This is a genomic window from Halarcobacter anaerophilus (assembly GCF_006459125.1).
Taxonomy (GTDB): Bacteria; Campylobacterota; Campylobacteria; order Campylobacterales; family Arcobacteraceae; genus Halarcobacter; species Halarcobacter anaerophilus.
Map to the genome: position 1 here is coordinate 1,618,966 of NZ_CP041070.1, position 13,598 is coordinate 1,632,563.

Sequence of the window (13,598 nt, forward strand, 5' to 3'; positions counted from 1 at the left end):
AAAAATAAGAGTAAGACTCCTATCTTTCCATTGCTACAACACCGCTTTTTACGACTTCAAGCGGTTTAAATTTACTCATAATATTTGTAAAATTAGCAATTCTACTTGGAGCATCAGTTGCTGAAATAACTATAGCATCATCTGTTACATTTTGAATATGACCGTTATAAGCTCTTGCAAGAACGTCAATATCACTTATAGGTTGATCTATCGGAAATTTTATTAAAACAGTCTCTTTTTCTATAACATTTTGATGTTCGTTTACTTTTAATACGGGAATTAATTTATTTAATTGTTTAACAATTTGATCAATAATTCTTTTATCCCCGGTTGTTACAATCGTCATTCTTGAATATTCGCTTCCGGAGATTGGAGCAACGGTCAAAGAGTCAATATTATACCCTCTAGCAGAAAAGAGTCCCACAATTCTAGATAAAACATTATGTTCGTTTATGACAATTACAGAGATAACCTGTCTTGTAATTTGAGTATCGTAATAGTGGTTAAAATTATTCATTGCTATCTCCTATAAGCGTCATTTCATTTAGTGCATGTCCATTCGGCACCATCGGTAATACTATTTCATCTCTTGCAACAACAACATCAATCATTGCAGGTTTTTTCTTTTCAATTGCATCTTTTAATGCCGCTTCAAACTCTGCTTTTGTAGTAACTCTATAACCGATACCTCCAAAAGCTTCTGCCAACATTTTAAAATCAGGTTGCATAGAAAGATCAGTCTGAGAAATTCTATTTTCATAAAAAAGTGTTTGCCACTGTCTAACCATTCCTAAATAGTTATTGTTTAAAACGATATTAATAACAGGTAAATCAAATTCAACACAAGTCATAAGTTCTTGAATATTCATTAAAATCGAACCATCCCCTGTAAAGTTTATTGATACTTTGTCTTTATTTCCTCTAGCAACACCCATTGCAGCAGGAAGTCCGTATCCCATCGTTCCCAAACCTCCAGAAGTATTCCATTGTCTAGGGAAAGAGAAAGGATAGAATTGTGCCGTCCACATTTGATGTTGCCCTACATCTGTTGTAATAATAGCCTTACTACCTAAAGTCTCTCCTACTTTTTGGATTACCCATTGAGGTTTAATAAAAGAGTCGGAATCGTTATATCTTAAAGGCTCTTTTTCTTTATAATCTTTTAATAAAGATACCCAGTTTCTATAATCATTAAACTCCATTTTTTTACCTGATTCAATCATCCCTTCAACTGTAACTTTCAAATCTCCTACAATCGGGTAATTTGTATGAACCAATTTTGCAATTGAAGTTGGATCGATATCAATATGAACTACTTTTGCTTTTTTTGCAAATTCATCTAATCTACCCGTAACTCTGTCATCAAATCTTGCACCAAGAGAGATTAAACAGTCTGTATCATGAGCTGCCATATTTGCTGCAAATTCACCGTGCATTCCCAACATTCCGATTAGCAAGTCATGGTTTTCTCCCATTACTCCTCTTGCCATCAAAGTTTCAACTACAGGAATATTCGTCATTTCTGCTAGTTTTCTGATTTCATATGCACAATTTGATAAGATTGCTCCCCCACCGACATAAAAAAGCGGTTTTTTAGATTTTGCAATTGCATCCATTGCTTTTTTTAATTGTCTTTTATTGTAATTGACTGTCGGTTTGTACGTCGGTAAATTAACCTCTTTCGGATATTTAAAATCTGCAACTTCTGCTGTTACATCTTTAGGAATATCAATATGTACAGGACCAGGTCTTCCCGTGTTTGCTATATGAAATGCCTCTTTTATAACCCTAGGTAAATCTTTTATATCTTTTACTAAATAATTATGTTTTGTACAAGGTCTTGAAATACCTACTGCATCAATTTCTTGAAAGCCATCTGTCCCTATAATTGTTGTCGGAACTTGTCCAGAGATAACAACTAATGGAACCGAATCCATATAAGCATCAGCTAAACCCGTTACTGCATTTGTAAACCCGGGACCTGAAGTTACTATTGCAACCCCTACTCTCCCCGTAGATTTTGCATACCCTTCTGCGGCATGGATTGCAGCTTGTTCGTGTCTAGTTAAAATATGTTGAAAAAAACTCTGTTTATAGATTTCATCGTAGACATTCATAATAGCGCCGCCAGGGTAACCAAAAACTACATCTACCCCTTCCTCTTTTAATGATTCTGTAACCATTTTTGCGCCAGTTATTTTCATTGTCTCTCCTGTTATAAATTAGTCAGAGATTATACTAAAATTGTCATTAATACTATCTTTAACATCGTAGAGTATAACTTTTAAGTTTATTTTAAATTAATGATAACTTCTGTACAATTTTATAAAATAACAAAGGATTTAGATGGATGTAAATAGCATAAAAAATAGTGTTGGTTCTTTAAATAATTTATCCAATCCTCAAATTGCTAAACCCAATCAAGCATCAAATATTCAAAATAATGATGAATTTCTAAACCTTTCAATAAATGAATATAATCAAAAAAGAGATGAACTATCAAACTCTTTACAAGCTTTTAATCAAGGTATCGGTATTTCAAAAACGGCTCAAAAAGGATTGGCAAAAGAAGAAGAGTCTTTAAAAAATATTCAAAATATGCTCACCCAAATAGATAACAATGCCGATTTATATGAAAATAATAACCAAGTAAAAAATAGTATTAATGCACAGCTTCAGACTTTTAAAGAAGAGGCATATAATACAAGATATAACAAAGAACAGCTAATTTCACTGGATGATTTTGAAGAGAATCTAACAATTGAAATATCTACAAAAGATGCATATTTTTCAATAGAAAAACCAAATACTCCACTTATTGCTTCTTCTGTTTCGCAAACAATAAAAAAGAGTGATTTAAATAATCAAGAAGATATACAAAAGAGCCTTGATAGTGTAGAAAGAGGATTAAATGACTTGGGAAATATACAATCTCAATTTGAAGAATTAAATAATAATCTTGAAACTGCGGCAAAAAACTCAATAGAAGAACAAATTAATTTATCCAATCAGAACAGTAAAAACAGAAATTATAATTTTTCTAAAGAAGTGACTGAATTTTCAAAATCAAATATCAATTCAAATTCAGGATATTTGGCAGCGTCACAAGCAAATATCGTTCAAGAGCAGAGTGTAAGACTACTTACATAAACCTTTTTTTATGCAGTAATCCACAGCCACTCCCTCTCTTAATCCATCATCTAAAACAATAGATTCTTTTTTTTGTAGAACTTCGAAGATTGCTCTGTATATATAAATTCCAACTTCAATAAACTCTACTCTTCCTTTTCCAACAAGTTTTGCTACGGTTTGGTTATCACTGTTATTAAAAATCTTCAAGCAGTCGATTAAATCATCTAAATTAACAGTTGTTCCGTTTACTTTCTCTTTATCATAATGGAAAAAATCTTGTCCTAATTTTACTGCTGCAACGGTTGTAGGAGTTCCTGCCGTTGCTACAAAAGTATACTCATCTAAATCAATTTTTAAACTATCTAAAAATTTTTTAATCTCTTTTTTATACTCTTCTAACTGAAAAAGCAGTTGCTCTTTTTTTAAATATCTTTGAGTTAAAGTAACAATCCCGAAATTAAAACTTCTTGAACTAAAATTATCAAAATTATTTACGATAATTTCTGTAGAACCACCCCCTATATCTAAAAGAATAAATTTAGAAGAGTCTATTTTCTCTCTTTTTAAAGCATATTTTACAGCTAAAAGAGTAAGTCGTGCTTCCTCTTCTCCATTAATAATTTTGAAATCTATTTTTACTTTATCTTTAAAATTTTTCAAAACTTCTTGACTGTTTTTAGCCATTCTCATTGCGGCAGTTGTTACGCAAATTGCATTTTCAGGATTATATTTTAATTTGGAAATTGATTTTTCTACTGCTAAGATAACTCTGTCTTGGGCAGCTTGAGATATTATACCTGTAGTATTAAGCCCGTCTGCCATTCCTACAACTTCATTGTACTCATCTAAAATTTTATTTTTTAAACAATCATATATCAGGACTCTAAAGGAGTTAGAACCTAAATCAATAGTAGTGATATTATTCATTTAAAAATGTTTTATTTTTACTTTTGAATTTAATAAAAATCCTATTATTATCATAGAGATTAAAACAACATACTCATTTATAATTCCTGTAAGCCATATAAGATAAACACACCATAAAAGTATAGCTCCCATCGGAGTAGGAACACCTGTAAAATATTTTTCTACTTCGCCTTCTTGCGCATTTATATTAAACTGTATTAATCTTCTTAATCCGGCAATAACATAATAAATAAAAGCAAGGGCTACTAAAGGGGTAAATAAAGTAAGCTCTTTGCCGTCAATTACTGCAAAAAATATAAACATGGTAGGAACAATAACAAAAGACAAAAAGTCTGCAAATGAGTCTAATTGTATCCCAAATTCTGTTGAAAGATTATATTTCCTCGCAATTTTACCGTCAACTATATCAAAACCTCCCGCAAGCCAAGCAAAAAGTGCACTCGCTAAAAAATTCCCGTGGGTTAGATAATATATTGCCATCAATCCTGATGTAATATTAAAAAATGTAGCCATATTCGCCAAATTAAAATGACTACTTTTATTGAATAAAAACATTCTATTTTACCTCTTCGTTATAAATTGTATATTGATTTCGTCCATTCTCTTTTGAACGGTAAAGCGACTCGTCAGCCATCTTATATAATCTATTACACGATATATAAGTATTGGCTTCATATATTACCGCACCAATTGAGATTGTAACAACGTTTGAAATCTTACTATTTTTATGCTCAATATTTAATGATTCGATATTTTTATTAACATCTGCTAAGCACTGTTTTAATATCTCTTCATCAATATCAAAAAGAATTACTCCGAACTCTTCGCCGCCTAATCTAAAAACATATTCATACTCTCTGTTAAAATAACTTTGAAGTGAATTTGCAACACTTTTTAATGTTATATCTCCCATGTCATGACCGTAAGTATCGTTATATTGTTTGAAAAAATCTATATCTAAAATAACAAATGCACTTTCCCAATTATTTGCATTTGAAATAAAAGGCATATTATCAAAAATTTTATCAAAATATTTTCTGTTGTAAAGTTTTGTCATTCCGTCTGTAATAGACTCTAACTTATATTTTTTTGTTAATATTTTTAATTGATTATCTTTTTTTATTATTGAATAGATGATTAAAGAGATAAAAATAAAAGAGACAAAAAGCAAAATTATCATGTTATAAAAAAGATAATTTTTCATGGAAGAGTACTCTTTTAAAAACTCTCTTCTTTTTTTATATGCAACTTTTTTTTCATGCTCTTTTAAAAAATCTATTTTTTTCAAGATATCTTTATATGTGGAGATTTTAGCTTTACTGCTTAAAGATTTTTGTATATCTTTATTTACAGAATCTACGACTTTTCTCTCTTCATCGGCTTTATAAGAGTTATTGTAGTAGTTCCACTCTTTTTTGATTTTTTTAAAAAAAGGAGACTTATTACATTTTTTATTTTTTTTCATACATACTATTAAATCTTCGTACAAATCATCCAAAGTATGCAGTTTTAATACAGGGATATAGTTTCCAAAATAGATATAATCAATTCTTTTTTTCATCTTGTCTATTTGAGAATTAAACATAAAAGCAGATGTAAATAATGAAAGAAGGATAATAATAGTTAATATACTAAGTTTGAAACCAACACTTTTATAAAACTCTTTTTTCATAAAGGGCATTATACCCAAAATTCTAACAACTTTTATTATGAATAGCTTAACCTGCTTTAAATTCTTTTTTGGCTAAAATCGCGGCTTTATTTACGTAAGGATAAGTTTTGATAAATATAAAAGATACATTTGTAGGGCGTTCGGCAAAAAGTGATATTCTCTCGGGAATTGTTGTTGCCGTAGCTTTAGTTCCAGAAGCTATTGCTTTTTCTATTATTGCAGGAGTTTCTCCTTTGGTTGGATTATATACGGCATTCATTTTAGGTCTTATTACTTCACTAATCGGTGGAAAAGCAGGAATGATAAGCGGAGCAACAGGTGCAATTGCAGTTGTATTAGTAGGACTAGGGCTTAAAGTAAAAGAGTCTTTATCTCCTGAAATGTTGACCCAACTAACCCAAAGCGGAGAATTATCTACATATATCTTGCAATATATACTTTTAACTACCATTTTAGCCGGAATAATACAAATATTAATCGGTGTTTTTAAGTTAGGAAAACTAATCAGACTTGTCCCTCAACCTGCTATGTACGGTTTTGTAAACGGTTTGGCAATTGTTATTGCGATGGCTCAATTTCCACTTTTTAAAGGTGAAAGTTGGATAATGTATCTTCTTGTTGCATCAACTATGGTTATAGTCAAGTTCTTCCCGAAAATTTCAACTTCTATTCCCTCAGGACTTGTTGCGATTATTGTAATTTCTTCTGTGGTAATTAGTTTGGATTTAGATACCAAAAGAGTAGGAGATTTGGCAAATATTTCAGGAAATCTTCCTAGTTTTGCTATTCCATCTTTTCATCTGACTTTTGATTCTTTATTAATTGTTTTACCTTATGCCGTATTAGTCGCTCTTGTAGGTTTAATAGAATCACTGCTTACTCTTTCTGTTTTGGATGAAATGGGAGGAAAAAGGGGAAGCGGAAATCAAGAGTGTATAGCCCAAGGAACAGGTAACGTAACTTGCGGTTTTTTTGGAGGAATGGCAGGCTGCGCTATGATTGGACAGTCAATTATCAACTTTTCTAACGGCGGTTGGGGAAGACTCTCTTCTCTTACGGCATCCATACTATTAATATCTTTTGTTGTTTCACTCTCATCTTTTATCTCTTTAATTCCTGTTGCTGTATTAGTAGGTATTATGTTTATGGTATCTATTGGAACTTTTGAGTGGGAAAGCGGTAACAGAATAAGATATATGCCAAACTCAGATAGATTTGTTCTTATTGCAGTAACAGTAATTACAATCTTTGCAGACCTTGCTATAGCCGTTATTACTGGTATTATAATCTCTGCTTTGGTTTTTGCATGGAAACATTCAAAAGTTAGAACAAGAACAAAAAGAGAAAATGAAAATACAAAAGTATATGAGTTTGACGGTCCTCTTTTCTTTGGTTCAACAACATCATTTTTTGAACTTTTTGATATAAAACATGATCCTGAAAATATCGTACTTGATTTTAAAGATGCAAGAGTTATGGATATATCGGGAGTTGAAGCAGTTGATACAATTACTAAAAAGTATGCAAAAGCCGGTAAAAAACTGGTAATACGGCATTTAAGTGAAGATTGCAAAAAAATATTAAAAGCTGCAGGTCCTTATTGTACATATGAAGAGGATGATCCTAACTATAAAGTTGCTATAAATTATTAATACTTTTCTTTACTTTTGCTTTAAAAGATGTTAAAATAATCTAAAGGTAAAAAATGGAAGCGTTAAATATAACACAATCTTCATCATCTATTTATATGCAGCTGGCTCAAAAAAGAGCAGAATTAAACAGTGTCGATAAAAAAGAGCTTGAGAAATCTACTCAAGACTCTTATGATAAACTCAATGAATCAAATAGTAAATATGATGAAAAAGATTATAATAGAGTTATAAGCAAGTTTGAAAAACTTGATGAACAAACAAAAGCGCACGAACAACTGCATGCATCAAAAGCTGCAACAACCACTCCTATAAATTACACTTACCAATTAGGACCTGACGGGAAACTTTATGCAACAGGCGGTTTTGTAAGAATGGATACTTCAATTCCCGAGGATGAAGCTAGTGCAAATGTAAAACTTCAACAGCTTCAAGATGCGGCAAGTGCTCCAAGTGAATTAAGCGGTGCCGATATGCAAATAGCAAGAACAGCGAACTTAAACAGACTTCTTATTCAAAGTCAATCTCAAGAGCAAGGAGAAAACTATGACAGTTAATAATAATCTAAATTTAGCAGGTATGTTAGCCGTGCAAATGGAAGTAAATCAAATGGCTCAAAATATTGCGCAAGTTGCAAATAATGTAGGAGATCCGGAATTTCAAGGAGCAAGTACGGATATTATAAACTCTCTTGTTCAACAAACTCCGCAAGTTATATCTTATAGTGCAAATGCTCAAGGTATTTCGACACAACAAGCAGCTTTAGATACTCTATTGAATATTAAGGCTTAAAAATGTCAAAAATAAACGTAGTTTGTCCCCATTGTTTAAAAATCAATGCTATTCCCAAAAAAGATAGTTATACAAAAGCAAATTGCGGCAGTTGCAGAAACTCTTTATTAGATACAACTCCCATTGAATTAAATGAAACAAACTTCGATCATGTAGTTGTAAATTCCGAACTTCCCGTAATCGTTGATTTTTGGGCACCATGGTGCGGACCTTGTAAAATGATGGCTCCTGTTTTTAATGAAGTATCTCAAAAATATCCGTTAAAAGCTATGTTTGTAAAAGTCAACACTGAAGAACAACAATCTTTGGGTGCAAAATATTCAATAAGATCAATTCCTACATTAATTGTTTATAAAAACGGTAAAGAGGTAAAAAGAGTAAGTGGAGCCTTAGATCCACTTAGTTTATCGAACCTAGTAAATGAGTTTGTATAAATTAAAAAGTAGCTTTTAAAATTTATAAGCTACTTTTATTCCAAAAAAGTCTAATCCAGCGTTATCATCATCTAAATCGGCATTTGAATAATGATTATATTTTAGAGTTGCTTCAAGATTATCAGTAAATCTATAACCGAATCCAATACTCTCTTTAAATTGAAAGTGCATACCGAATTTTTTATGATCTAAATAATCTTTACTAAAATAAGCACCTCCGACTCCGGCTTCAAAATATATTTTTTTTGACAAATCTATATTTATTAAAGGTTGAGCACTAATAACAGTTAAGCTGTCATCTTCTCCGCTTATATGTTGAGCTGAAATATCAAAAGCCAGTTTTGCTATATCAAAAAGTTTATAATCAAAATCTTTTTGTAAAGCTATACCGTAAACATCGATATTGTTTTTGTATCCATATTCTAAAGATACTTTATCAAAGGCATTTAAACAGCCTATTAATAAAAAAAAGACTAAAATAATTTTTTTCATTTAACTCTCCCAATTTAGTTTAAATTAAATTATAATTATAAAATAATAAAAATTGCGTAAAAGTTTTTATAAAAAAATCATTTTATTTGATTTTGTTACTTTTTATTTATAAAAGTTAGAAGCTCTTCTAGTTCATTTTCATTAAAAGTTTCAATACCGTTTTCTATTAAAAGTTTAGCTGTAAGTCCTTGACCTTCTATAATTTTTCCGCTGAATGTTCCGTCATATATATTTTTATTTCCACATGAAGGCGATTTTGATTTTAACAAAGCTACTTTAATGCCCTCTTTTTTACATAAATCCAAAGCATTTTTTGCTCCAAGAAGAAAATTTATAGTTACATCTTTATCTTCTTTATCTTTTACAATAAAAGGTTTTTTTGAAGAGATAATTTCAGAAGGAACTCTTGGAATACTTAACCCTCCAGAAACTTCAGGGCAGAAAGAGTAAATCTCATTTTCACAAAGAATATCCATAAAAAGTTCTTTCTGAGAAAATGAGAGAGAAGGATTATATACTATTGATGAATTTGCACCGTCATACCTTACGTCTTCACCAAGAAGACAAGAAGAAATCAATATTTTCATACTAATCTCTATCTAAATATTCTTTTTCAAAGAATGTTGATGTTTGAATATTGTTAAAAGCTGCTTTCATTGAGATAAACATTTGAGGATTTTCTTCTTCCATTTTAGCTAAAAGTTCTTTGGTTTTTTCTCTTGCATGAGGCATTTTTATATCAAATCTCATAGCAGGACAAGCTTCATCTCCGATTACCGAAATTTCATTTTTTTGTGCAAAAGCTCTTAATTGTCTCTCTCTGCAGAAAATTAGAGGTCTAATAACTTTTAGACCGTTTTCTGCTTTATATATAGGCGGCATTGATCTTAATGCACCGTTATATAAAAAGTTCATAAAAAATGATTCCATTGCATCATCTAAATGGTGTCCTAGTGCTAATTTATTGAAGCCTTGTTCTTGTGCCGTTGAATATAAATATCCCCTTCTCATTCTAGAAAAAAATGAACAAAAAGAGGAATTTTTTCTAATTTTTTCTCCTGCTAATTCAAAAATCTGCGTATCAACTATCTCATGTTCTATTCCATGCTCTTTACAATGTTGGGATAAAAATTGAACTTGCTCTCCCATTCCGTATGTTATAGTTACTGCTTTAAATTCAAAATCAAAAGGTGCTACTCTTTTCAAATGGTTTAAAGCATGAATTAATGTAGTAGAGTCTTTACCGCCTGAAAAGCCTACTAATACTCTATCACCCTCTTTTATTAATTCATACTCGGCGTTTGTTTTTCCTACTACACTAGATATTTTTTTACTTAACTCTACCAAAATAATCTTTCCTAAAAATTTTTCGCGATTATATCATATTTTGTTCTTAATCCTATTAAAGCAAAAAAAGAAAAATTTTATTAAAAAATAAAATAATAAAATTTTGAGAGTAAATTTGACGATTATTAACTAACTTTTTAGTTAAATTTTATATAATTGCAATTCAAACTAATTAAAATAAAGAACTATAAAGATGACAAAAGAAGAGATAACAGAATTTAAGCAAACCATTGAAAGAACAATAATACCGATTGTACAAAATATGACGGAAGATCAGATAAAAACAATTATTTCGGTAGTTGAAAGAGAACATCCGGAACTGCCAAAAGGATTTGGCAGCATGCTTTACGAGCAAATATTAATTATGAAATATAATAAAAAATAGTGTCATCTAAATATTTATATACTTTTTAACTACATCTACCAAATTATTTATAATCACATCCGACAAAGACAAAGCTTCTTCTTCATTTGAATCGATTATTGCATCAATTAGCTTCATATGATTTTTTGCAGAGAATTCTAAATCATCAACTCCTTTGAAATAGTACCAAAACCTTCTGCTTCTTATATGTAAAGGAGCTGTTGCATTTGCGGCATAGCTGTTTCTTGCTGCATTAAAAATTGTTTGATCTAAAAGTTTATCCACTCTTAAATATTCATTAACGTCTTTATCATCTATTGCAATTTGCATATATTTTTTAAATTCCAAAATATTACTTTTTTCAAGAGGTGTTGCATATTTGGTTGCTCTTGAAATAAGCAATCTGTCTAATACTTTTCTTGTTTCCAAAATCGCAAGTTGGTTTGTCATATTGATATCTGAGATTTGAATTCCCCTTCTTGGAATAATATTTATCAAAGATTCATTAGAGAGTTTAAGTAAAGCTTCTCTTAAAGGAGTTCTACTTATACCGGATAATTCCATCAACTCTTTTTCCGAGTAAACCTTTCCCGGTTCTAATTTTAAAGTTACAAGTAACTCTTCTAATATTTTATAAGCTTTTGCTGATAAGTTATTTTCCGGCATTATCTAATCCTTTACCTTAAAAAAAATCCATATTTTAAAGGGTCTTTTTTATCTATTAAAAAAGTATGTTCCCCTGTTATATATGCAGTACCTGTTACTTTAGGGACAACTGCATCAAAATTCCCGTATTTAATCTCTTCGTCGACTTTAACATTAAAAGTCGTACCTAAAATACTCTCAATAGTTATCTCTTCGCCAATTGAGATATTTTTACGTAAATATTCAATAGCCGTTCTTCCTGATACTCCGGAACCTGTAGGACTTCTATCTACTTCACCGTTAGCAAAGACACATACATTTTTACTATGATATTTATCTGATTTTGTTATAAAAATAACCCCGTAAAGAAAACTCAAATCTTCTTCAAACGGATGTTTTATATTATTTTTCTTTTCTATTATGGCTTTTTTTATTTTTTTTCCGTAACTAATGATTTTATCATAATTTTGCTTATCCAAAGAAAGTTCTATTAAATCGGCATTAACATAAGCATAAAAAGCACCGCCGTAAGCTAAATCGTAACTTACCTCTCCTATATTTTGAACTTTTATTGTTTCATTTAATGCTATTACAAAAGAGGGCACACATTTAAAACAAATATTTAATATTTTACCTTTAGAATCTACTTGAATAAAAGATTCTATTTGTCCACAAGGTGCATCTATTTTTAAAGTTGTTATAGGTTTTTTTATTTGAATCCAGCCTAATTCTACAGCTAATTTCGTAATTGCAATCGTTGCATGACCACACATTGTGCTATATCCTTCATTGTGCATAAAAATCACGCCGAAATCGGAATCTTTGTTATCTGCTTCTACAATTACTACGCCGTACATATCTGCATGTCCTCTTGGCTCATACATTAAAGAAGTTCTTATATAATCAAGGTTTTCTTTAAAATAATTTCTTTTTTCTAAAATAGTTTTGCCTTTGATTTCAGGATAGCCCTCAAGAATAACTCTTAAAGGTTCGCCTTCTGTATGCATATCTATTGTTTTTAATTTTAAAAACTTTTTATTATCAATTTTCAAATTATTTAATATAGCCATTCTTTTCCTTTTTTAACTTTTTATTTGTAGATATAAATACTAAAAAAATTGCAACAATCAATCCGAAAATCATAGACAAAACCGCTACTTGTATAGTTACAAGTGCAGCGCTTAACATTTCAGGGAAAACATGCCATACCGTAAGCCAATGAAACGAATACTCAAAATCAAACATAATCAATCCTTATATTGATGTATTATTCAGAAGCAAAGCTTCTGAATAATTCTTAGTAATAAATTCCATGTACTATTAAATCCCTAATTGGAGCATCACCGTAAAATTTTTTATAAACCTCTGCATATCTTCCCGATCTTACTTGTTGATGAATAAATAAATTTAAATAATTGATAAATCCATATTCATCTCTTTTTGTAATAATAGATACGAAATCATCATAATTTGGTACATAAGGACCTGCTACATAATCCTTGAATTTGTCCAATTTTAAAAGTTCTGAAATTGTTGTATCAGTAGTAATAATTGCATCTGCTTTACCTTGAAGTAAAGCTAAATGTGTATCGTTTTCAGATTTAGATGAAAAATAGTCTGAAGCATTCCATCCTAATTTTTTTGCATTTTTAATAAATTTTGTTTCAGGAGTCGTACTAAGTGCTGCCGTAACTTTTTTACCTTTTAAATCTTCAAAAGTTTTTATGTTACTTCCTTTTTTAAACATTGATTGTAATTTAAATACAAAATAAGGCATTGTAAAACCTGCTGATTTTGCTCTTTCTAAAGTATCTGAAGTAGAACCGATTACTACATCTACTTTACCTGAGTTTAACGCAGGTATTCTTTGAGCAAAAGTCATTGATTTTAACTCTAGTTCTACATCTAAAGCTTTTGCTAGATCTTTACAATATTCCACATCAAAACCTGCAGGTTTGTTTTTTGCATCTCTGTACCCCATCGGAGGGAAATCAAGAACAACCCCACACTTAACCTTACCTTTTTCAAGTATTTTGTCTAATAAATCTGCATTTGCACCGACTACACCTAATGTCAAAACTGAACTTACTACTACTGCTAACTTCTTAATTAATTTCATTTTCTTTCCTTTTGTTTTAATTTTG

The 13,598-nt window shown here is 30.4% G+C and carries 18 protein-coding genes; 6 read left to right on the forward strand and 12 right to left on the reverse strand.

Features of this window, described 5'->3' with window-relative positions:
* Nucleotides 1–19: 19 nt before the first annotated feature.
* Together ilvN and AANAER_RS07950 are read right to left on the reverse strand one after the other, a co-directional pair.
* Nucleotides 20–517 (reverse strand): acetolactate synthase small subunit, encoded by a 498-nt coding sequence (gene ilvN, locus AANAER_RS07945; RefSeq protein ID WP_044414754.1) that lies wholly within the window; start codon nt 515–517, stop codon nt 20–22.
* A complete protein-coding gene (locus AANAER_RS07950; RefSeq protein WP_044414752.1) occupies nt 510–2,204 on the reverse strand; it encodes an acetolactate synthase large subunit in 1,695 nt (564 codons plus the stop codon). Before AANAER_RS07950 ends, ilvN begins: the two co-directional genes overlap by 8 nt.
* Before the next feature lie 142 nt (nt 2,205–2,346).
* Between AANAER_RS07950 and AANAER_RS07955 the strand changes: the two genes are divergently transcribed.
* A complete protein-coding gene (locus tag AANAER_RS07955; RefSeq protein ID WP_129081733.1) occupies nt 2,347–3,150 on the forward strand; it encodes a flagellin in 804 nt (267 codons plus the stop codon).
* On the opposite strand, the gene AANAER_RS07960 is transcribed toward AANAER_RS07955, so the two are convergent.
* Genes AANAER_RS07960 through AANAER_RS07970 form a run of 3 tightly spaced genes read right to left on the reverse strand, consistent with a single transcriptional unit; the run spans nt 3,139 to nt 5,731 of the window.
* Nucleotides 3,139–4,059 carry a Ppx/GppA phosphatase family protein gene (locus AANAER_RS07960; RefSeq protein ID WP_129081734.1) on the reverse strand — a complete coding sequence of 307 codons (921 nt, stop codon included), beginning with the start codon at nt 4,057–4,059 and terminating at the stop codon, nt 3,139–3,141. The genes AANAER_RS07955 and AANAER_RS07960 overlap by 12 nt on opposite strands.
* A complete protein-coding gene (locus AANAER_RS07965; protein ID WP_044414746.1) occupies nt 4,060–4,614 on the reverse strand; it encodes a CDP-alcohol phosphatidyltransferase family protein in 555 nt (184 codons plus the stop codon).
* A gap of 1 nt (nt 4,615) precedes the next feature.
* Entirely contained in the window at nt 4,616–5,731 is a 1,116-nt protein-coding gene (locus AANAER_RS07970) for a GGDEF domain-containing protein (RefSeq protein WP_129081735.1), read from the reverse strand.
* 107 nt (nt 5,732–5,838) lie between these two features.
* Here AANAER_RS07970 and AANAER_RS07975 point away from each other — a divergent pair, with 107 nt between their 5' ends.
* Genes AANAER_RS07975 through trxC form a run of 4 tightly spaced genes read left to right on the forward strand, consistent with a single transcriptional unit; the run spans nt 5,839 to nt 8,606 of the window.
* Nucleotides 5,839–7,383: a SulP family inorganic anion transporter gene (locus AANAER_RS07975; RefSeq protein WP_129081736.1), complete on the forward strand. Its 1,545-nt coding sequence runs from the start codon at nt 5,839–5,841 to the stop codon at nt 7,381–7,383.
* A gap of 53 nt (nt 7,384–7,436) precedes the next feature.
* Nucleotides 7,437–7,937: a putative metalloprotease CJM1_0395 family protein gene (locus tag AANAER_RS07980; RefSeq protein WP_129081737.1), complete on the forward strand. Its 501-nt coding sequence runs from the start codon at nt 7,437–7,439 to the stop codon at nt 7,935–7,937.
* Entirely contained in the window at nt 7,927–8,172 is a 246-nt protein-coding gene (locus AANAER_RS07985) for a hypothetical protein (protein ID WP_129081738.1), read from the forward strand. Before AANAER_RS07980 ends, AANAER_RS07985 begins: the two co-directional genes overlap by 11 nt.
* Nucleotides 8,173–8,174: 2 nt before the next feature.
* The gene (trxC, locus tag AANAER_RS07990) at nt 8,175–8,606 is read left to right on the forward strand and encodes a thioredoxin TrxC (protein WP_179951799.1); all 432 of its coding nucleotides are present in this window, start codon (nt 8,175–8,177) and stop codon (nt 8,604–8,606) included.
* A 15-nt stretch (nt 8,607–8,621) separates the two neighbouring features.
* On the opposite strand, the gene AANAER_RS07995 is transcribed toward trxC, so the two are convergent.
* From AANAER_RS07995 to AANAER_RS08005, 3 genes are all read right to left on the reverse strand, one after another.
* Nucleotides 8,622–9,098: an acyloxyacyl hydrolase gene (locus AANAER_RS07995; protein ID WP_052502491.1), complete on the reverse strand. Its 477-nt coding sequence runs from the start codon at nt 9,096–9,098 to the stop codon at nt 8,622–8,624.
* 95 nt (nt 9,099–9,193) lie between these two features.
* Complete coding sequence (locus AANAER_RS08000) at nt 9,194–9,685, reverse strand: DUF523 domain-containing protein (protein WP_044414739.1); 492 nt, start codon at nt 9,683–9,685, stop codon at nt 9,194–9,196.
* Nucleotide 9,686: 1 nt separating this feature from the next.
* Nucleotides 9,687–10,445, reverse strand: a complete 759-nt coding sequence (locus AANAER_RS08005; protein ID WP_129081739.1) for a tRNA 2-thiocytidine biosynthesis TtcA family protein — start codon at nt 10,443–10,445, stop codon at nt 9,687–9,689.
* 193 nt (nt 10,446–10,638) lie between these two features.
* On the opposite strand from AANAER_RS08005, the gene AANAER_RS08010 reads away from it, so the two are divergent.
* A complete protein-coding gene (locus AANAER_RS08010) occupies nt 10,639–10,830 on the forward strand; it encodes a hypothetical protein (RefSeq protein WP_129081740.1) in 192 nt (63 codons plus the stop codon).
* 6 nt (nt 10,831–10,836) lie between these two features.
* On the opposite strand, the gene AANAER_RS08015 is transcribed toward AANAER_RS08010, so the two are convergent.
* From AANAER_RS08015 to AANAER_RS08030, 4 genes are read right to left on the reverse strand one after another with little or no spacing between them, the layout of a single operon-like run.
* The gene (locus AANAER_RS08015; RefSeq protein WP_129081741.1) at nt 10,837–11,475 is read right to left on the reverse strand and encodes a GntR family transcriptional regulator; all 639 of its coding nucleotides are present in this window, start codon (nt 11,473–11,475) and stop codon (nt 10,837–10,839) included.
* An 11-nt stretch (nt 11,476–11,486) separates the two neighbouring features.
* Complete coding sequence (locus tag AANAER_RS08020) at nt 11,487–12,524, reverse strand: proline racemase family protein (RefSeq protein WP_129081742.1); 1,038 nt, start codon at nt 12,522–12,524, stop codon at nt 11,487–11,489.
* The gene (locus tag AANAER_RS08025; protein WP_129081743.1) at nt 12,508–12,699 is read right to left on the reverse strand and encodes a hypothetical protein; all 192 of its coding nucleotides are present in this window, start codon (nt 12,697–12,699) and stop codon (nt 12,508–12,510) included. The genes AANAER_RS08020 and AANAER_RS08025 overlap by 17 nt, the downstream gene beginning before the upstream one ends.
* Nucleotides 12,700–12,751: 52 nt before the next feature.
* Nucleotides 12,752–13,573, reverse strand: coding sequence for a transporter substrate-binding domain-containing protein (locus AANAER_RS08030; RefSeq protein WP_129081744.1), 822 nt, complete (start codon nt 13,571–13,573; stop codon nt 12,752–12,754).
* Nucleotides 13,574–13,598 lie beyond the last annotated feature (25 nt).